Source organism: Aquamicrobium sp. LC103 (genome assembly GCF_001014615.2).
In the GTDB taxonomy this organism is placed as follows: domain Bacteria; phylum Pseudomonadota; class Alphaproteobacteria; order Rhizobiales; family Rhizobiaceae; genus LBCQ02.
This window is the reverse complement of sequence record NZ_LBCQ02000004.1, coordinates 133726-153059: the sequence shown is the minus strand read 5'-3', so window position 1 is coordinate 153059 and position 19334 is coordinate 133726. Positions and strand designations below refer to the sequence as shown.

Sequence of the window (19334 nt, the reverse complement as noted above, 5' to 3'; positions counted from 1 at the left end):
TCAGTTCAGCGCCTTTCCGCTTGCCGCGTCGAAGAGATGGATTCGGGCGGGATCGAGGGAGAGCGTCACCGCTTCGCCGACGCCGAGATGCGCGGCGTTCTGGACCCGCGCGATGAGGCCCTTCCTGTTTTCGTCGTCGGCTCGAAACTCCGCCGGAACCGCATGCTCGTCGGCGCTGAAATAGACATATTGTTCGGAGCCCAGGCTTTCGACCAGCGTCGGCTTCACCTCGAACCGCAACGGGCCGTCGCCGAGCTTGATGTATTCGGGCCTGATGCCGGCGATCAGACCTTTCGAACTCGCCGCGCCGGAGAGCTTGCCCGGATCGGCATCGACCGGCACCGCCTGGCCGAGTAGCTCCACCTCCGCCTTGCCGTCGACTTGCCGGGCGGAAACGAAATTCATCCCCGGCGATCCCATGAAGCCGGCGACGAACAGGTTCGCCGGCTTGCGGAACAGGGTGTCGGGATCGGCGATCTGCTGGATGACGCCGTCCTTCATGATCACCACGCGATCGGCCATGGTCATCGCCTCGATCTGGTCGTGCGTGACATAGATCGTCGTCACGCCGAGCCGCTGGTGCAGCGCGCTGATTTCGGCGCGCATGTGCACCCGCAGCTTGGCGTCGAGGTTCGACAGCGGCTCGTCCATCAGGAAGGCCTGCGGCTCGCGAACGATCGCGCGGCCGAGGGCCACGCGTTGTCGCTGCCCGCCCGACAGCTCCTTGGGGCGCCGCTGCAGCAGGTTCTCGATCGCCAGTATCTTGGCGGCATCCTTGATCCGCGTGGCGATCTCCTTCTTCGCCACCTTGCGCATCTTCAGCCCGAAGCCGATGTTTTCGGCCACCGTCAGATGCGGATAGAGCGCGTAGTTCTGAAAGACCATCGCGATGTCGCGGTCGCCCGGCGCGAGATCGGTCATCTCGCGGCCGCCGATGAAGATCCTGCCGCCCGAGGCGGGCTCGAGGCCGGCGAGGATCTTGAGCATCGTCGACTTCCCGCAGCCGGAGGGGCCGACGAGCACCACGAACTCCCCGTCCTCGATCTCGAGCGAGAACTCCTTGAGTACGTTCAAGCTGCCGTAGTTCTTGTAGACGTTCTGAATGCTGATGTTGGCCATGGCTTATTTCTCCGCCCCTGCGGTGAGACCGCCGACGAGGTAGCGTTCCAGGAAAAGGTAGATCACGATGATCGGCACGGCGATGAAGATCGCCGCGGCGGAAACCTCGTTCCAATCGGTGACGTATTCGCCCTTCATGGTGGTTATTCCGAGATTCGCCGTCCAGCTTCCCTGCTGGTTGGTGAGGAAGGTTCGCGCATAGGCGTAGTCCGACCAAGAAAGGACGAAGGCGTAGAGCGCCGTCGCCGCGAGCCCGGGAGTGGAGATCGGCAGGATCACCCGGACCATCGCGGAAAGCGGCGAGCAGCCGTCCACCATGGCGGACTGTTCGAGCTCGCGCGGAATGGTGTCGAAATAGCCTTTCAGCATCCAGGTGGTGAACGGGATGATCAAGGTCGCATGGGCGATCACCAGCGACCAGAGGCTGCCGATGAGGCCGACCTGCCGGAATATCCCGAAAAGCGGAATGACCAGCAGTGTCGCCGGCAGCATCTTCGCCGTGAGGATGAACAGGCCGAGCGAATGGCCGCCGCGCACCGAGAAGCGCGACAGGCTGTAGCCCGCCAGCACCGAGACCACCATGGACAGCGACACCGATCCCAGCGCGGCCAGGGTCGAATTGAGCAGCCAGAGCGGGATCGGGCGCTCGGCGAAGACCTTGGCGAAGGTACCCCACTGCGGCGCTTCCGGCCAAAAGCTCGGCGGAAGCCGGCTCAGCTCCGCGCTCGTCGAAAGCGCGGTGACGATCAACCAGTAGACCGGAAAAAGCAGGAATGCGCAGGTCAGGACGACGACGCCGTAAAGAATGAGGCTCTGCAGCCGGGTTCGTTTCATTAGCCGCCTCCCTAGTACATCGACTTGGTTTCACGACCCAGCATGAGCAGGCTGGTGGCGACGCAGATGATGAGCGTCACGATGCCGATCGCCGATGCGTAGCCGAAATTGAAGAAGCCGAACGCTTCGTTGTAGGTCATGATGGACAGCGTCTGCGTCGCCTTCAGCGGCCCGCCGTCGGTCAGCACCTTGACGATCGAGAAATCGCGGAAGACCCACAGCACCACCAGGACCAGCGTCACGCCGAGCACCGGCATCAGGGATGGAAGGGTGATGTAGCGGAACCGCTGGAATGCGTTCGCCCCGTCGACCTTGGCGGCGCTGTAGAAATCGCTCGGTATCGACTGCAGCCCGGCGAGCGCCATGATCGAGACGAAGGGATAGCCCTTCCAGATCATCGTGATCGCGACGACCCAGAACGCCGCGGTCGGATCGGAGAACCAATTGATCATGCCGTTCGCCAGGCCGAGCCTGATGAAAAGCCAGTTCATGAGGCCGAAGGAACTGTCGAAGATCCATGCGAAAATGACGGTCGCGATCACCTCCGGTACAGCCCAGGGCAGCGCCACTGCCAGACGGGCGAGATTGCGCCCCTTGAACCGGTTGTTGACGAGCAGCGCGGTCCCGAGCCCCATGACGAGGCAGGCGGATGTCACGATCACCGTCAGCTTCAGCGTGACCCAGCATGCCATCCAGAAATCGCGCGACGAGAACAGGCGCTCGTAATTGGCGAGGGTAAAGGCTTTTCGGGGCGCATCGAGCCGCGCCAGCTTGACCTGCTGGAACGACAGGTCGAGCGACACGATCAACGGGTAGACGATGATCAGCGCGACCAGCAGCACCGCCGGCACGAGCAGGATGTAACCCAGCCAGTGCTGCCTGCTCGGGCGCGCCAGATCGAGTGACGGAATTCTCGGCACGGATCAACCTCCGGCTCATGGGGTGTGACGGGAGCGCCCGTCGCTCGACGTGCGCTCCCGCGATTGAAAAGAGGCCGGGCCCGGCCGCGCCGGGCCCGCCGGCTTAGTAGGACTGGATGGCTTCCGCCTTTTCCTGCATCGTCGCGGCGACGGCTGCCGGATCGAGATCCTCGATGATCATGCGCTGCGCTTCCTCCATGACCATCTTGGCGAACTCGTTGAAGTTGATTTCCAGCCCCGCCGGGATGCGGTCGACCTTGGCCGCGGCCGCCGCCTTCTGCGTCTCGACCAGCAGATCGAAATGCGGCACCGCCTCTTCCGCGCCGCTGATGTCCGCGGTCGCGCTCGGCGGCGTCGAATTGGCGACCGTGGCGTATCTCGACTGGAACTCCGGCGACATCGCGGTGGCGATGAAATCCCAGACGAGCTCCTTCTGCTCGTCGGGAATCTCGCTGGCCATCGCGAGCACGTTCGAGGAACCGCCGTTCGGCGGGGTAAACGGCGGCTTGGTCAGTTTCAGCTTTTCGAAAGCCGCCCCCTGCTCCATGATCGGATAAAGCCAGGGCCCTTCCAGCTTGAGGGCGATCTTGCCGTCGGCGAACAGCTTGCGGACGTCGCCGGCGGTCATGTCGCGCGGCGACAGGTTTTCGGAAATGACCGTCTTCCAGCGCGTCAGGCCCTCGACCATTTCCGGCGTATCGATGGTCACGTTGCCTTCCGCGTCGGTCCAGCTTCCGCCGGCGTCGAGAATGTAGTTCAGCATCTCCGTGAGATACTGGCCGCCGCCGCCTCGTGTCTCGTGGCCGGTGCCGAACTGGTCGATGATGCCGTCGCCGTTCAGGTCCTTGGTGGTCTTGCGCGCCACGTCGAGGAATTCTTCCCAGTTCGTGGGCACGGTGAGCCCCTCGGCATCCAGGATTTCCTGGTTGTAGCCCATCACGAAGCCGAAATAGAGCATCATGATGCAGGCGGTCTCGTCGTTCCACCTGCACGTCTCCTGTCCGGCCCATCCGGTCATGTCGATGCCGGATTTCTCGATCCAGGGGTCGAGGTTCTCGAGCCAGCCGTTTTCGGCGAAGGCCTGGAACTCGAACGAGGCAAGATGCACGATCTGCGGCGGCTGGCCTCCCGCGAAGAGCGTTGTCATCGTGTCGGCATAGGCGTTGCGCTCGACCTTCGTCCATTCCACGGTGACGCCGGGATGTTTGGCTTCGAACGCCTTGATTACCTCGCCCCACCAGTCGCCATAGCCCTTTTCGTCCTTTTGCCACGAGACGAATTTGAGGGTTTCCGCGAATGACGGGGCGATGAAGCTCGTCGTGCAGAGCGCGGCCAGCATCGCCGCTCCCAAATGCTTCCTTACGGACATCTTCATGTTCTCCTCCACTTGTTTGGTTGGTTTCTGCTTGCGATCCTCAGTGCCGTTCGAGAAGCGACAGCGCCTCCTCCGAGGGCTCGACACCGAGGCCCGGCCCCGCCGGCAGCCGATAGCTTCCTTCCCTGCAATCCATGTCGCCGCGCAGCAGGCGGCGGTTCGGTTCGAAGATCGAATGCTGGAACTCGTGGCAAACGACGTTCGCCAGCGCCGAGCTCGCGTGCAGGCTGGCCGCCAGGAAAATGCCGGCACCGATGGTCGCGTGCGGAATGATCTGAAGATTGTGCACATGGGCGAGCTGGCCGATGCGCATGAATTCGGTGATGCCCTTGTGCCCCATCTCCGGCTGCACGATCGCTATGCCGGCGCGTTCCACGCGCAACTGCATGTCATGAACGGTGCGCCATTCCTCGCCGACCGCGATGGCGGTCGAAACGCCGGACGCGACGCGGGCGAGGCCGGCCATGTCTTCCGTGCGCACCGGTGCTTCCGCGAACCAGAGACCGTGCGGCTCCATTTCCTCGATGAGGGCGATCGCCTCATGCGCGGTCTGGTTCCAGTGCATGTCGCAGGCAATCCGCGCCGCCGCGCCCAGCCGTTTGCGCAGAAGCTCGATCTCCACCGCGACGCCGTCGTCGGCGACCGGGGCGGCGAACTTGAAACTGTCGAAGCCCTGGTCGCGCCAGCGGACGGCGAGCTCGGCGCGAGCCTTGCCCGTCTTCTCTGGCAATCCCGATACATAGGCCGGCAACTTCGACACCCTTTGCCCGCCGAGCATCTTGACCAGCGGGAGCTTCGCGATGCGCGCGGCGATATCCCAGAGCGCTATGTCGATGGCGGCCAGCGCGTCGAGATAGAAGCCTCCGGTGTAGCCGCGCACCCTCATCAGATCGTAGAGGTCGTCGTGGATCACCGCCGGGTCGAGCGGATCGCGGCCGATCACGAAGTCGGCCAGCAGGTCGCCGATCAGCGCCAGCACCGCGCCCGGGGCGACGATGCCATATGTTTCCCCCCAACCCACGACGCCCTTCGCCGTCTCGACGCGAACGAGGATGCTCCGGTCGAAAACCGGATAGACGGTCTTGTTGCCCTGGCGCACCAGATAGCCCTTGGCGTTGGGCTCCTCGCCCGGCCTGGCGGCGCCGAGATAGGGCGTCTCGCGCGGGATCGTCAGGGTGAAGGCCTCGACGCTCTTGACGCGATCGCTCATGCGGGGACCCCTACGGCACCAACGGCGGGTTCGCTGCCGGACGACAGCGCCTGCTCGAGGCTGCGGTCGATATCGGCGATGGCGCTGGCGTCCAGCTCGGGCGTCGGCGCGCGCACCCCGACATGCTCGATCACGCCCTGCCGCATCAGGGCATGCTTCGTCAGCCGCATCCGATAGACCGCTTGAAGAACCAGCAGCGGCAAGGTTTCGACATAGATGCGGCGCGCCAGGTCGTGGTCGCCGTTGCGGAACGCCCTGTCCAGGCGAACGTGCCGCGCGGCGATTTCCAACGCCGGCATCGCCGCCGTGGCGCCGCGCGCGTATTCGTCGAGGATGTATCGCGCGCCGCCGCCGCCGATCACGCCCTTCAGGCTGGCGGGCCTGCGCGCCAGGATGTGGCTGATCGCCGGCCCGGCCGGCAGCGTCTCCTCCTTGACGTAGGTTATGGCGGGGACGCGTTCGAGAATGTCGATGATCGCCTCGGGAGAGAGGTCGGAGCCGCGCGGGACCGGCGCGTTCTGGAGAATGATCTCCATGCCCGGCAGCCGCGCCGCCACGCCGGCGAGAAAATCGCCCACCGGGCCGGCACCGGCGCCGATGCTCCGGGGCGGCTGCACCATGATATGCATGATACCGAGCCGCCGCGCCTGCTCGCCATGGGCGACGATCTCTTCGACATCGGCCGCGCTCGCCCCCGCGATCACCGGTATCCGCCCGCCGCTTTCCTCGACCACGACGGAAAGGAGCCGCGCGCGCTCGTCCGCGTCGAGCGTTTCGACCTCGCTGGCGAAGCCGGGGAAAACGACGCCGTCGACGCCGGAGCGCACCGCATAGCGCACGATCTCGCGCATCGCCTCGACGTCCACGCCCCCCGCAGCATCAAACGGCGTCGGCAGGACCGGGAAGATACCGGTCAATTCCATTCTTTCCTCCTCGCGGCATTACAAGCGGTATGTATCACAATGTGATACCTAGTTTCATGAATTGACACTATCGTGAAGCGCACGCTATGACAAGCCCGAAATCATGATCGAGGAAATCGCCGCCGGCGGCGGCTCATGGGAGGAGAGCTTGGCAAACACACCTGCTTCGATAATCGTCGACTGGGGAACGACCTCCCTGCGCGCCGCGCTGGTCACCGCCACGGGAATGACGGTCGCGGCCCGCGAGACCGAAGGCGGCATTCAGTTCGTCGAGGACCGCCGTTTCGAGGCCGCGCTGATGGACGCGGTGGGGGACTGGTTCGAGGCCCACGGCCTCCTGCCGGTGCTGGCGATCGGCATGATCACGAGCCGCAACGGCTGGATCGAGGTGCCTTATGTCGACGCGCCGGCCGGAGTGGACGAGCTCGCGGGAGGCACGCATTCCATCACCCTCGGCAATGGCGCGACGCTGACGTTCCTGGCGGGCCTGCGCAATCCGGCCGGCGAGCCGTTTCCCGACGTCATGCGCGGCGAGGAAACCCAGATCGTCGGATTTGGGCTGGAGCGCGACATGACCCTCGTTCTGCCCGGCACCCACAGCAAGTGGGCGCGGATGGAGAATGGCAGGATCGACCGCTTCCAGACTTATGTGACGGGCGAGGTCTTCGCGCTCCTGACCAGGCATTCGTTCATCGCCAGGACAGCCGCTCCCCAGGCCGGAACGGATGTGGATTGGGCGGCATTCGAACGCGGCGCGAAGTTGGCAGCCGGTGGCTCTCCCGCCTCCGACGCTTTTCTGGCCCTCATCTTCAGCGCCCGAACCGGCATTCTGGACGGCAAATTGGCGCCGGCCGAGATTGCCGATTATGTGTCCGGGCTGGTGATAGGCTCGGAGTTCCGCCAGGCTCGGGCGGCCGGCTGGTTCTCCCATGGCGACAGGATCGGCATCGTTGGCAATGACGGCCTGAACGACCGCTACCGCCGTGTCGCTCCCCTTTTCGGGCTGAGCGCGGAGGAAGGTCCCGCCGACGCCGCGACGAAGGGCGTCCTTGCGATCTCGGACCGGCTGCCGCGCAGGGTCGAGCCTGCTTGAAGCCGTTCGGAACCCTGCCCGACGGAACCCGCGTGGCCGGCGTGACGCTGACTGCCGGCAACCTCTCCGCCCATGTGATCGGCTGGGGAGCCGCGCTGCGCGATCTGCGACTGCGGATCGACGGCACGGACCGCCGGCTCGTTCTCGGCTTCGAGCGCCTCGGCGACTACGTCGCCCACTCGCCTCATTTCGGAGCGACCGCGGGCCGTTATGCGGGCCGGATCGCCGGCGGCACCTTCGTCCTGGACGGCGTGCGCCACCGGCTCTCGCTCAGCGCCGCCGGAAAACACCATGTTCACGGCGGCTTTGCCGGCTTCGGCAAGCGCAACTGGACCCTGGCGGAAGCCGGAGGGGATTTCGCCCGGTTCACCCTCCTTTCCCGTGACGGAGAGGAGGGATATCCGGGCAATCTCGTCGCCGATTGCAGTTACCGGCTCGCGCCGCGCTGTCTGCGTGTGACGATGGAAGCGAGGACGGATCGTCCCACCGTCGTCAATCTCCTGCATCACAGCTATTTCAACCTGGACGGCGAAGGCCGGATCGACGGGCACCGCCTGCGCATCCCGGCCGAGCGGATGGTGGAGGTCGATTCGGAAGGACTGCCGACCGGGCGGTACATGCCGCCCTCTCCTCCCTTCGACTTCATGGCGCCGCGCCACCTCGATCCCGACACTCGATACGATGCGAGCTATCTGCTGCCGGACGGGGAAGGAATGAAGCTGGCGGCGGAGCTCGGCTCCTCGGCGGGCGACCTCCGCATGGAGGTCTGGACCACGGAACCCGGCCTCCACCTTTATGACGGCGGCAAGATTTCGGTGCCGGTGAACGGGCTCGACGACATCCGCTATGGCCCGCGCTCCGGCCTTTGCCTCGAGCCCACCCGTTTTTCGAACGCGCCCAACGCGGAAGGCTTTCCGGATACGGTTCTGCGACCCGGAGGCATTTACCGCCAGATCACCGAATTCCGCTTCGAGGGCGATCCGCGATGAGAGTTTCCGAAGGAGGCTGGAGAAGGGAGGCGGAAATGTTCAACGGCGCCCGCATTACGTATCGGCAGCCTGTTACCTATCGAAGCAGGCTGAAAAATGCGATAGGCTCCTCCGGAAGGCCCGAAGAGGCTGCGGAAACTCGGGAACAGGTCGGGAGCATGAGCGGAAACAGCCAGCAAACGCATCGCGGCGCGAGCGTCCATCCCCTGCCCACCGCGTCGGGCTCGCAGCACGCGGCGGGCATGCAGGCGCAGCCCGAGGACGCGATCGTGCGCAATCCGGGCATGGCGCTCGACCTCGGCTGGCTGGAGGAGATGCGCGGCGTCAACCGCAGCGCGCTCGAGCGACGGGTGCAGACGCTTGCCAGGCGCCGCTCCATCAAGGCCGACAACCAGGCGGCCTGGCTCCTGCGTGCCGTCGCGCTGATGGACCTCACCACGCTCAACAGCAACGACACCGACGAGCGCGTGCGCCGTCTCTGCGCCAAGGCGCGCAACCCGCTGCGGGCCGACATCGTCGAGGGGCTCGGGCTCGGCGAGACGGCAATCCGTCCGGCGGCGGTTTGCGTCTATCACCCCTTCGTGGCGACCGCCGTCGCGGCGCTCGCCGGCACCGGCATCCACGTCGCCGCGGTCTCCACCGCCTTCCCGCACGGCCTCGCGCCGCTCGAGACCCGCATCGCCGAAATCCGCGCTTCCGTCGGGGACGGAGCGGACGAGATCGACGTCGTCATTCCGCGCGGCCTGGTTTTCGGCGCGAAATGGCAGGAGCTCTACGACGAGATCGCGCGCTTCCGCGAGGCCTGCGGCGAGGCGCATCTGAAGGTCATCCTGGGAACCGGTGATCTCGCGACGCTGCGCAACGTCACGCTCGCCTCGATGGTCGCGATGATGGCGGGCGCGGATTTCATCAAGACCTCCACCGGCAAGGAAAGCGTCAACGCGACGCTGCCGGTCGGCCTCGCCATGGTCCGCGCCATCCGCGCCTATCGCGAGCGCACCGGCTATCTGATCGGCTTCAAGCCGGCCGGCGGAATCTCCACCGCCAAGGCCTCGCTCGACTGGCTGGTCTTGATGCGCGAGGAGCTCGGCCGGCGCTGGCTGGAGCCCGACCTCTTCCGTTTCGGCGCTTCGAGCCTCCTGACCGACATCGAGCGCCAGCTCGAACATCACCTGACCGGCCATTATTCGGCCGCCCATCGCCACGCGATGGCGTGAGCCCTCGAAAGGGCAGCGGAGCGACAGCACCATGAACATACTCGAACGCTACACCGCGATGGATTACGGCCCGGCCCCCGAATCGCGCGGCGAGGCCGACAAATGGCTGAAGCAACGCGACTTCTCGGCCGCCCTCTTCATCGCCGGCGAATGGCGCAAACCGGCTTCCGGCAAGACTTTCGAGGTGCGCGAGCCATCGACCGGAAAGCTTCTGGCGAGCGTCGCGGAGGCGGGCGAGGCCGACATCGACGACGCCGTCGCCGCGGCGCGCAAGGCGCTGCCCCAATGGCAGGCCGCCTCGGGCTACGAGCGTGCGCGCGTCCTTTACGCCATCGGCCGCGCCATGCAGCGCCATGCGAGGCTCTTCACGGTGCTGGAATCGATCGACAACGGCAAGCCGATCCGCGAAAGCCGCGACATCGACGTGCCGCTGGCGATCCGCCATTTCATCCATCACGCCGGCTGGGCGCAGGCGCTGGACAGGGAATTTCCGGGCCTTTCGGCGGCCGGCGTCGCCGGCCAGATCATCCCGTGGAACTTCCCGCTCCTGATGCTGGCGTGGAAGATCGCGCCGGCGCTCGCCGCCGGCTGCACTGTGGTGCTGAAGCCGGCCGAATTCACGCCGCTGACGGCGATCCTCTTCGCCGAGATCTGCGAGCGGGCGGGCGTGCCGAAGGGCGTGGTCAACATCGTCCATGGTGGTCCGGAGGCCGGCTCCGCGATCGTCGGCCATGCCGGCGTCGACAAGATCGCCTTCACCGGCTCTTCCGAGGTCGGAAAGATCATCCGCCGCGCCACCGCAGGCAGCGGCAGGAAGCTTTCGCTCGAGCTCGGCGGCAAGTCGGCCTTCATCGTCTTCGAGGATGCCGACCTCGATTCCGCGGTCGAGGGCCTGGTCGACGGCATCTGGTTCAACCAGGGCCAGGTCTGCTGCGCCGGCTCGCGCCTGCTCGTGCAGGAGAGCGTGGCCGAAAGGTTTCTCGCCAAGGTGAAAGCCCGCATGACGCAGCTCCGGCTCGGCGACCCGCTCGACAAGAACACCGACATCGGGCCGCTGGTCGACAAGGTCCAGCTCGAGCGCGTGCGCGGCCTCGTCGCCGAGGGAAGCCGGCAGGGCGCCGAATGCTGGCTGCCGCAGGGCGACGTTCCCGAGACCGGCTACTATCACCTGCCGGTTCTCGCGACCAATGTCGCGCCGTCGAACATCCTCGCCCAGGAGGAGGTGTTCGGGCCGGTGCTCGCCGCCATGACCTTCCGCGACACCGAGGAGGCGGTCGAGCTGGCCAACAACACCCGCTATGGGCTTGCCGCCTCCGTCTGGAGCGAGAACGTCAATCTCGCCCTCCACGCCGCTCCCCGGCTGAAGGCCGGCGTCGTCTGGATCAACGGCACCAACATGTTCGACGCCGCCTGCGGCTTCGGCGGCTACCGCGAAAGCGGCTTCGGGCGCGAGGGCGGCCGCGAGGGCATGTACGAATATCTCGTCCGCGGAAAACCCTCGGGCGCCGCGATCAGACCGCGGGATGCCGCCGGCGGCGTGCCGGAACGCGGCCAGGGCGACGGCGCCTTCATCGACCGCACGGCAAAGCTGTTCATCGGCGGCAAGCAGGCCAGGCCCGACGGCAACTATTCGATGGCCGTCACCGACCGCAAGGGCGGATATGCCGGCGAGGTCGGGCTGGGCAGCCGCAAGGACATTCGCGATGCGGTCGCCGCCGCCCGCGCGGCGAAGGGCTGGGCCGGCGCGACCGCCTTCAACCGCGCGCAGGTGCTCTATTATTTCGCCGAAAACCTATCCGTGCGGGCCGACGAATTCACCGCGCGGCTCGCGCAGCTCACCGGGGCGAACGCGAAGACCGCCCGCACCGAGGTCGAGACGAGCATCGAACGGCTCTTCGCCGCCGCCGGCATGGCCGACAAGTACGAGGGCCGCGTGCACAATCCCCCTGCCCGCGTGGTCACGCTCGCCCTGCATGAGCCGCTGGGCGTGCTGGGCATCGTCGCGCCCGACGAGGCGCCCCTGCTCGGGCTGATCTCCCTGCTCGCGCCCGCGCTGGCGATGGGCAACGCCGTCGTCGCGGTTCCCTCGGCGCGCCACGCGCTGGTCGCAACCGACCTCTACCAGGTCATCGAGACGTCCGACCTGCCGGCCGGCGCCGTGAACATCGTCACGGGGAAGGCGGCGGAACTGTCCACGGTGCTGGCGAAGCATGACGACGTCGACGGCCTCTGGTGCATCGCCGACGCCGAGACCTGCAGGATCGCCGAGTATGAATCCGTCGGCAATCTCAAGCGCGTCTGGACGAGCAACGGCAGGACGGTCGACTGGGACGATCGCGACTTGCAGGAGGAGTTGCTGCGCCGGTCGGTCGAGGTGAAGAACATATGGGTGCCATACGGGGATTAGGAGCGAACAAATCCGCTTGCGGCAGGCGGAAACCCGGTGAATAGTTCACACATGAATGAATTAGAATCGTCCGAAGCGACCCTGCCCGAGGATTCGCTTCTGCCACCCAACACCAAGCGCGCGCTGCCGATAGCCTTGTTGCGGTCCCGCGAAGCGGTGATGGTGCGGTTCAGGCCACTGCTCGCCGCCCACGGCGTCACCGAACAGCAATGGCGGGTCATACGCGTTCTCGGAGAGGAAAGTCCGCTCGACGCCTCGGAACTCGCCGAGCGTGCCTGCGTGCTCGCGCCCAGCCTCACCCGCATCATCAAGGCGCTCGAGGACCGGAAGCTGATCCGCCGGCAGAAGGACGAGGAAGACGGTCGGCGCGTGCTGCTCTCGATCGCCCGCGCCGGCTTGGATCTGCTGCACGAGGTGACGCCGGAAAGCCGGGCGATCTACAGCGAGCTGGAAGCGCAATACGGGCGCGAGCGCATCGAGCTGTTGATCGACATGCTGAACGATCTCGCCGCCCTCAAGCCCTGACCGTCGCGAGCATCCGATGACCGAGATCGTCCTGCACAATTATTTCCGCTCCTCGACCTCCTATCGCGTGCGCATCGCGCTGGCGATGAAGGGCATCGAATATCGCTACGTCGCCCATCATCTGCGCCATGGCGGCAACCGCGCGCCCGAATATCTCGCCGTCAACCCGCAGGGGCTGGTGCCTGCGCTGGTCTGGAGCGACGGCAGGATGATCGCGCAGTCGCTGGCGATCATCGAATTCCTCGACGAGACCGTGCCTCAGCCGCCGCTGCTGCCTTCCGATCCCGCCGGGCGCGCCCGCGTGCGCATGCTCTCGCAAATGATCGCCTGCGACATCCACCCGGTGAACAATCTGCGCATCCTCAACATGCTGCGCGGCCGGTTCGGCGCGGACGACACTGCGGTCGCTGAATGGTTCAGGCATTGGGTCAACGAAACCTTCGAACCGCTTGAAAAGATTCTGGCCGAAAGCCCCGAAACCGGCATCTTCTGCCATGGCGACACGCCCGGCATGGCCGACATCTGCCTCGTCGCCCAGGTCGCCAACAATGCGCGCTTCAACGTCGACATGTCGCTCTACCCGGTGATCGGCCGTATCCGCGACGCCTGCATGGAGCTGCAGCCGTTCATCGACGCGGCTCCCGCAAGGCAGCCCGACGCGGAATAGTGCGGAAACCGCCTGCCGCCAGGCACGCCTGCGAACATCTCGCTCAGGCAGCCGATAGGCTCGCAAAGGCTTCGGCGATCCGCTGCGGCGCCTTGGGCCGCGCATACATCCGCTCGAGATAGGCCTGGAGATTCGGGCAGCCGCCAAGCAGCCCGCTTTCATCGCCCCAGTCCAGGACATAGGCGGTGACGCAGTCGGCGATGCTCATACTGTCGCCGACGATGAACTCGCGTCCTTCCATGTGACGGTCGAGTATTTCCGCCATCGCCACGAATTCCTCGCTGGCGAGAGCGATGTCCTCCGGCAAACGCTTGTCCTCGTCATACAACATGGTGTGCTTGGCAATCCGCCACAGCGGCTGTTCGAGTTCCGTGACCGCGAACATGCACCAGCGATACGCCTGCGCTCGCTCCGTCAGGTCCGCGGGCATCAGCCCCTTGGAGGGGTACTTTTCCGCCAGATACATGACGATCGCGACGGATTCCGTGAGCACGAGGTCACCGTCAACCAGCACCGGAATTTTTCCGGCGGGATTGAGGCGCAAGAAGTCCGGGTGGCTGGCTTCGCCGGCCATGACGTCGACGGGAACGAACTCGAATTCCGCGTCGAGCTCCCGCAGGGCCCAAAGCACGCGCAGCGAGCGCATCGGACCACATCCATAAAGCTTCATCATCTTGCTTTTCTGTTTGTTCCAGACAGGCTGCGGTGTCGCGACGTGGTAAATACGCCGCAAGAAGCAGGAATGTTCCGCCGGCTGCCTCCGTTTTCCGCGACATTCGGCATCTCCTTGCCTCCCGTGCCGGCTAGACCGGCTCCAGGCAGTCGCGGTTCAGCTCGGCCGCGCTCGTCAGTCCCGCGAGCGCGAGCGTCAGGTCGAATTCGGCCACCACGTTGCGGATGACCTCGCGCACCCCGTTTTCGCCGGCGAGCGCGAGCCCGTAGACATAGGGCCTGCCCAGGAGAACGGCACGCGCGCCCAGCGCCAGCGCCTTCGCCACGTCGGCGCCCGAACGCACGCCGGAATCGACCAGGACCGGCATGCCGCCCGCCGCCGCGGCGACCAAAGGCAGCATGTCGAGCGTGCCGGGCTCCCCGTCCACCTGCCTGCCGCCATGGTTGGAGACGACGAGCCCGTCGACGCCGTGCTCTCGCGCCAGCTTCGCATCCCCCGGATGCCGAACGCCCTTCAGGAGGATCGGCAGCTTCGTCATCCCGCGCAGGCGCGCTATGTCCGACCAGTTCAGGTCGGGGCGCGAATAGGTGGCGGTGAAATGCGCCACGGCGGCGCGCATCCGGCCGAGACCCAGATCGAACTCCCTGCCCTTCCTGCGCAGGCTGAGCACGGCATTGACGATGCCCGCGCCCTTCGGCTTCACGCCAGTCTGCGGCGGCTGCGCCGGTATCCCGGCGCGAAAGACCGGGTCGCTCAGATATTGGGCGAGCCCCAGCCCCTCGAGGAAAGGCAGGTAGGCGAGGTCGAGATCGCTCGGCCGCCAGCCGAGCAGCGTCGTGTCCAGCGTCACCACGATCGCCTCGCAGCCGCAGTTTTCGGCACGCGACACCGCCGAGCGGACGAAATCGTCGTCGCTCGACCAGTAGAGCTGGAACCAGCGCGGCGCGGCGCCCATGGCCTCGGCGCAGCGCTCCATCGCCACGGATGCCTGGTTGGAGAAGACATAGCCGACCCCCTCGCCCGCCGCCGCCCGCGCAACCGCCAGGTCCGCCCCCCGGTCGACCATCTCGAGCACGCCGATCGGGGCGAGCAGCAGCGGTGCCTTGTGGGTCCGTCCGAACAGCTCGACCGAAAGATCGCGGCGCGATACGTCTCGCAGCACGCGCGGCACGATGCGCACGCGCTCGAAGGCGGCGCGGTTCGCCCGCATCGTCGTCTCCATGCCGGCGCCGCCGATGATGTAGGCGGCCGCCTTGCGGCTCATCGCGCGCGCCGCCTTCGCCTCCAGTTCGGCGGGCGCGACCGGCACCAGCGGCCGCCTGCCGCCCACGCCGGTGACATAGACCTCCATCTGGCGCATGCGCCCGGGCGCGGGCGCCGCCGGCGTTCCGGCATCCTCCATGAATCCCCCTCCAGCGATCTCTATTTGCGGCGGTCGAAACCTTCGCGGATTTCCTGCATGCCTTCGCGGATGCGCTGCCTCAGTATTTCCAGCGCCTCCGTGCTCGACTGGCGCGCCAGATCGGCGACCTCGCCGGTGTTCTTCACAGCAGTCTCGAAGGATTTGCGCGCGAACTCGACCTGCTTCGACATCAGTTCCTGCGGGTCGGACGAGGCGCGGTAGTTCTGCGCCATGTCGGAAACCTCGCGCAGCGTGTCCTGGAGCATTTCGCGCTGGCGCGACAGGATCGCCGACGTGCCGGACGCGGCGGCGCGCGCGCTCTGCTCGAATGCCTCGAGGTTCCTGCGGTTGTGCTCGATGATCCGCTCTATGTCCGTGCCGGACAATCTCAGGTCCTGGCCCAACCTGGCAAACATGTCGATGACGGATTCGGATGCGGCTTTCTTCGCCATGGCTTCCTCCCTTGGCTCGCCGGCTGGCCGGCGCGAAGAAGTGTAGGCCACAGCGCCGCCGCCATCAATGGAACAGCAGCCTTTCGCCGACATGCAGCGCAAGGCCCGCGAGGCCGCCGATCAGCATGCCGTTGAAGCGGATATATTGCAGGTCCTTGCCGATGTTCAGCTCGATCAGCCGGGTGAGCTGGACGATGTCCCAGCGCCGCACCTGATCGGCGATGAAGACGGAGACGCCGCTCTTCTGGCTCTCGACGAAGGCGGAAAGCGCGATGACGAAGCCCTGGTTCATGTCCGCGCGTATCTGGGTATCCCCGGCGAGCTGCCGGCCGACCTCCACGAACATGTCCGCCAGATGCCTGCGGATGACGGAATCGCGCGAGCGGGTATCCTCCTCGACGAACTTCCGGAAGCTCTTCCAGAAATCGCCGGCGAGATTGGCGAGTTCGGGCCGGGCGATGAGGTCGCGCTTGATGCGCTCCGCGCGCTCGGCATATTCGGGCGAAGTCCGCAACCGCCCGATGAAACCCTCGACGAAACGGTCGAACTCGCGGCGCATCGCATGGTCCGGATCGGCCTCGACCTCCTCCAGCAGCGCAGAGGCCGACGCGACGATCTTCTTCAGGAGATAGGCGTCCGCCTTGAAGAGATTGGCGATGGATGGCAGTTCCTGCTTGATCTTGTCGCGGATCGCGTTCATCGCGTCCTCGTCGGCGAGGAAGCGTCCGAAAACCTTGATCAGCTCGTCGAATATCTGCTGGTGCCGCCGGTCCTCGGTGAAGGCGGAAAGCATCTGCGCGGCGAAAGGCGCAAGCTCGACCTTCTCGAGCTGATCCGTCATGCGGCGCGAGACGAAGTCGCGCAGGCCAGATCCCTCGATCGCCGTCATCGTCTGCGGGATCAGCCGCGCCACGAATGTCGAGAGACCCGACGCGCGCTTGCGGTCCGAGAGCCAGTCGGCGACGAGCTCGGCGAAATCCACCTCCCGCAGCTTCTCGCGCACCGGTCCGGCCGCCAGGAAATTCGTCTCGATGAAACGGCCGAGATTGTCGGCGATGCGGTCCTTGTTGGCGGGTATGATCGCGGTGTGCGGAATGGGCAGGCCGAGCGGCCTTCTGAACAGGGCCACCACCGCATACCAGTCGGCGAGGCCGCCGATGGTGGCGGCTTCCGCGAATGCCGCGACATAGGCGAATGCCGGATATCGCGCCTGCAGGCCGCGCGCGATCAGAAAGACCGCAAGGCAGAGAACGAGCGCGGCCGTGGCGATGAACTTCGTGCGCCTCAGCGCCCGCAACTTCTCCCCGTCGCGCAATTCGTTCAATGAAGCCGTTCCGTCACGGGTGGACGCGGACATGATCCCTCCTTGCGAATCGGTCGTCGGCGTTCCCGTCGGGAGCACCGGCTGCCAGAAGCTAAAGGAAAGATAGGAAGAGAAATACCGGAATGCGCGGGTCCCTCTCGCGGGGACCCGGCCGTCACGCCATCGCGAAACTGCCGACGCCGGGGCGCGCGGGCACCGGCAGCGGCGGCTCGATCTCGATGACGCCCTGCGTCTCGCCGTCCTCGAAGCGCAGCGAGGCATTGAATTTGCGCGCCAGGCGCTTCATCGCCTCGTTCTGCGGGTGGGTGGTGACGTTCAGCTTCTCGTAGCCGAAGCTGCGGGCGCTGGCGATCAGGCGCTCGAACAGCAGGCTGCCCAGCCCGCGATGCTGCAACTCGCGCTCGACGCTGAAGGCGATCTCGCCGGTCGGCGTCGGTTCGCCGGCGCATTCATGCAGCTCGGCGGCGCCGAGCACCTTGCCGTTTTCCACATAGCCGATGACGATCGTGCCCCTCTGGAAGCTGCGCTCGGCATAGCTTTCCAGGAAGGCGTCGTTGGTCGGCCCGTTGAAGCGGTCGCGGCGGCTTTCCATGTCCAGACGCAGGAGATGCGCCTTGAACTGGCCAAGCTCGGAAGGTCTCAGGTGCCGGATCACCCCTGCCGGCGGGGCATGTCGGGTGTCGGTATTCAGCATGTCGCACTCCTCGTGGGTCCTCCCCGAGTCGGCGCAACTCGTCCGTGCGCTATATTGTGCATTGCAACATGGTTTTCAAGCGTCCCGTGCCACACCCCATCCATGCAAAAATGCCGCAACCAGGCCTCAAAAAAGTTGAATATGAAGTTCATATTTAACTTGCTTTGGACTCTGGAACCATTCTAATCTATATCCCATATAGAGTTCAGTCTTCGACGCTTCAGCGAAAGGCCCGCCATGCGGCTTACACGCCAAACCAACTATGCGATCCGGATCCTGATGTACTGTGCGGCCAATCAGGGCCAGCTCAGCCGGATACCGGAGATCGCGGCAGCCTATTCCGTCTCCGAGCTGTTCCTGTTCAAGATCCTGCAGCCCCTCGTCGAGAACGGCCTGGTGACGACCGTCCGCGGCCGCAATGGCGGCGTCAAGCTCGGCAAGCCGGCCACCGAGATCAATCTCTTCGACGTGGTGCGCGTGACCGAGGACAGCTTCGCCATGGCGGAGTGCTTCGAGAAGGACGCGGTCGAGTGCCCGCTGGTCGATAGCTGCGCCCTCAACGAGGCCCTGCGCAAGGCGCTCGGCGCCTTCTTCGAGGTGCTGGAGAGCTACACGATCGACGATCTGGTGAAGGCGCGCCCCGCTATGCGCGACCTGCTCGGCATCGACAACCTGCCGCCGCGCGTCGCCGTCGCCGGCTGAGCCTCCTCAAAGGCTGACGGATTGCGGAAGGACGAAAGGCACGTCGCCCTTCGGCAGCACGCCGACGCGCAGCCGGCAATCGAACACGCGATGGATCATCTCGTCGGTGAGGACGTCCGCAGGCGTCCCCGTCGCCGCGACGCGTCCCCCGTTCATCACCGTCACCTTGTCGGCGAACATCGCCGTCAGGTTGAGGTCGTGCAGGATGGCGATCACCCCTCCCCCGCGCGCGGCGAAATCGCCGGCGATCTTCATGATGATCAGCTGGTGCTTGATGTCGAGGCTGGAGACCGGCTCGTCGAGGAACAGATAACGCGGCGCGCCGTCGAGCACCGGCGCCCACACCTGGCACAGAACCCTCGCAAGCTGCACCCGCTGCTGCTCGCCGCCCGAAAGCTCCTGATAGAAGCGCCCGGCGAAACCTTCCAGGTCGACGCGCGCAAGCGCCCGTTCCGGCAGTCTTTCGCTTTCCCCGGCCAACGCCCCCGATCTTCCGTTCATCAGGCCGAGCCGGACGATCTCGCGCACGGTGAACGGAAAGGAGAGCGTCGTCGACTGCGGCAGCACGGCGCGCATGGCCGCTGCCTGCCAGGGCTTCATTCCGACGAGATCGCGGCCGTTCATCCTGATCGTGCCGCCGGCGCGGATATCGCCGGAGAGCGCTTTGAGGAAGGTGGTCTTGCCCGAGCCGTTCGGTCCGACGATCGCCGTGACCTCGCCCGGTCGCGCCTCGAAATCCACCCCGTGCAGGATGGGTTTCGCGCCGATCGACACCGAGACGTCGCTTGCTTCGATCATCGCTCCCGCC

At 65.8% G+C, this 19334-nt stretch carries 19 protein-coding genes; 7 read left to right on the top strand and 12 right to left on the bottom strand.

Annotated elements, in window-relative coordinates; genetic code table 11:
- The 6 genes from XW59_RS09460 to XW59_RS09435 form a co-directional block, all read right to left on the bottom strand.
- Window positions 1–1119, bottom strand: coding sequence for an ABC transporter ATP-binding protein (locus XW59_RS09460; RefSeq protein ID WP_047144706.1), 1119 nt, complete (start codon window positions 1117–1119; stop codon window positions 1–3).
- 3 nt (window positions 1120–1122) lie between these two features.
- Window positions 1123–1953 carry a carbohydrate ABC transporter permease gene (locus XW59_RS09455; protein WP_047144705.1) on the bottom strand — a complete coding sequence of 277 codons (831 nt, stop codon included), beginning with the start codon at window positions 1951–1953 and terminating at the stop codon, window positions 1123–1125.
- Window positions 1954–1964: 11 nt separating this feature from the next.
- Window positions 1965–2873, bottom strand: coding sequence for a sugar ABC transporter permease (locus XW59_RS09450; RefSeq protein WP_047144704.1), 909 nt, complete (start codon window positions 2871–2873; stop codon window positions 1965–1967).
- 103 nt (window positions 2874–2976) lie between these two features.
- The gene (locus XW59_RS09445) at window positions 2977–4212 is read right to left on the bottom strand and encodes a sugar ABC transporter substrate-binding protein (protein WP_246666052.1); all 1236 of its coding nucleotides are present in this window, start codon (window positions 4210–4212) and stop codon (window positions 2977–2979) included.
- Between the two features lie 76 nt (window positions 4213–4288).
- Entirely contained in the window at window positions 4289–5458 is a 1170-nt protein-coding gene (locus XW59_RS09440; protein ID WP_047144703.1) for a mandelate racemase/muconate lactonizing enzyme family protein, read from the bottom strand.
- Window positions 5455–6381, bottom strand: coding sequence for a dihydrodipicolinate synthase family protein (locus tag XW59_RS09435; protein WP_047144702.1), 927 nt, complete (start codon window positions 6379–6381; stop codon window positions 5455–5457). The genes XW59_RS09440 and XW59_RS09435 overlap by 4 nt, the downstream gene beginning before the upstream one ends.
- 103 nt (window positions 6382–6484) lie before the next feature.
- Between XW59_RS09435 and XW59_RS09430 the strand changes: the two genes are divergently transcribed.
- The 6 genes from XW59_RS09430 (at window position 6485) to maiA (ending at window position 13279) form a co-directional block, all read left to right on the top strand.
- Window positions 6485–7474: a 2-dehydro-3-deoxygalactonokinase gene (locus tag XW59_RS09430; protein WP_047144701.1), complete on the top strand. Its 990-nt coding sequence runs from the start codon at window positions 6485–6487 to the stop codon at window positions 7472–7474.
- Window positions 7471–8463 (top strand): aldose epimerase family protein, encoded by a 993-nt coding sequence (locus XW59_RS09425; protein WP_047144700.1) that lies wholly within the window; start codon window positions 7471–7473, stop codon window positions 8461–8463. Before XW59_RS09430 ends, XW59_RS09425 begins: the two co-directional genes overlap by 4 nt.
- Window positions 8464–8705: 242 nt before the next feature.
- Window positions 8706–9680: a deoxyribose-phosphate aldolase gene (gene deoC / locus XW59_RS09420; RefSeq protein WP_136068109.1), complete on the top strand. Its 975-nt coding sequence runs from the start codon at window positions 8706–8708 to the stop codon at window positions 9678–9680.
- Between the two features lie 31 nt (window positions 9681–9711).
- Window positions 9712–12087, top strand: coding sequence for an aldehyde dehydrogenase family protein (locus XW59_RS09415; RefSeq protein ID WP_047144699.1), 2376 nt, complete (start codon window positions 9712–9714; stop codon window positions 12085–12087).
- 51 nt (window positions 12088–12138) lie between these two features.
- A complete protein-coding gene (hpaR, locus tag XW59_RS09410; protein ID WP_047144698.1) occupies window positions 12139–12612 on the top strand; it encodes a homoprotocatechuate degradation operon regulator HpaR in 474 nt (157 codons plus the stop codon).
- A 16-nt stretch (window positions 12613–12628) separates the two neighbouring features.
- A complete protein-coding gene (gene maiA / locus XW59_RS09405; RefSeq protein ID WP_047144697.1) occupies window positions 12629–13279 on the top strand; it encodes a maleylacetoacetate isomerase in 651 nt (216 codons plus the stop codon).
- 43 nt (window positions 13280–13322) lie between these two features.
- Here the strand turns inward: maiA and XW59_RS09400 are convergent, their stop codons facing one another.
- From XW59_RS09400 to XW59_RS09380, 5 genes are all read right to left on the bottom strand, one after another.
- On the bottom strand, window positions 13323–13952 hold the full coding sequence (locus tag XW59_RS09400) for a glutathione S-transferase family protein (protein WP_082137514.1): 630 nt from the start codon (window positions 13950–13952) through the stop codon (window positions 13323–13325).
- Window positions 13953–14082: 130 nt separating this feature from the next.
- Window positions 14083–15354: an alpha-hydroxy-acid oxidizing protein gene (locus XW59_RS09395; RefSeq protein ID WP_047144696.1), complete on the bottom strand. Its 1272-nt coding sequence runs from the start codon at window positions 15352–15354 to the stop codon at window positions 14083–14085.
- Window positions 15355–15374: 20 nt separating this feature from the next.
- Window positions 15375–15806, bottom strand: coding sequence for a TIGR01841 family phasin (gene phaP, locus XW59_RS09390; protein WP_047144695.1), 432 nt, complete (start codon window positions 15804–15806; stop codon window positions 15375–15377).
- Between the two features lie 64 nt (window positions 15807–15870).
- A complete protein-coding gene (locus XW59_RS09385) occupies window positions 15871–17163 on the bottom strand; it encodes a DUF445 family protein (protein ID WP_047144955.1) in 1293 nt (430 codons plus the stop codon).
- A 121-nt stretch (window positions 17164–17284) separates the two neighbouring features.
- Window positions 17285–17824: a GNAT family N-acetyltransferase gene (locus tag XW59_RS09380; protein ID WP_047144694.1), complete on the bottom strand. Its 540-nt coding sequence runs from the start codon at window positions 17822–17824 to the stop codon at window positions 17285–17287.
- A 237-nt stretch (window positions 17825–18061) separates the two neighbouring features.
- Here XW59_RS09380 and rirA point away from each other — a divergent pair, with 237 nt between their 5' ends.
- The gene (gene rirA / locus XW59_RS09375) at window positions 18062–18526 is read left to right on the top strand and encodes an iron-responsive transcriptional regulator RirA (protein WP_047144693.1); all 465 of its coding nucleotides are present in this window, start codon (window positions 18062–18064) and stop codon (window positions 18524–18526) included.
- Between the two features lie 6 nt (window positions 18527–18532).
- On the opposite strand, the gene XW59_RS09370 is transcribed toward rirA, so the two are convergent.
- The gene (locus XW59_RS09370; protein ID WP_047144692.1) at window positions 18533–19324 is read right to left on the bottom strand and encodes a heme ABC transporter ATP-binding protein; all 792 of its coding nucleotides are present in this window, start codon (window positions 19322–19324) and stop codon (window positions 18533–18535) included.
- Window positions 19325–19334: the final 10 nt, after the last annotated feature.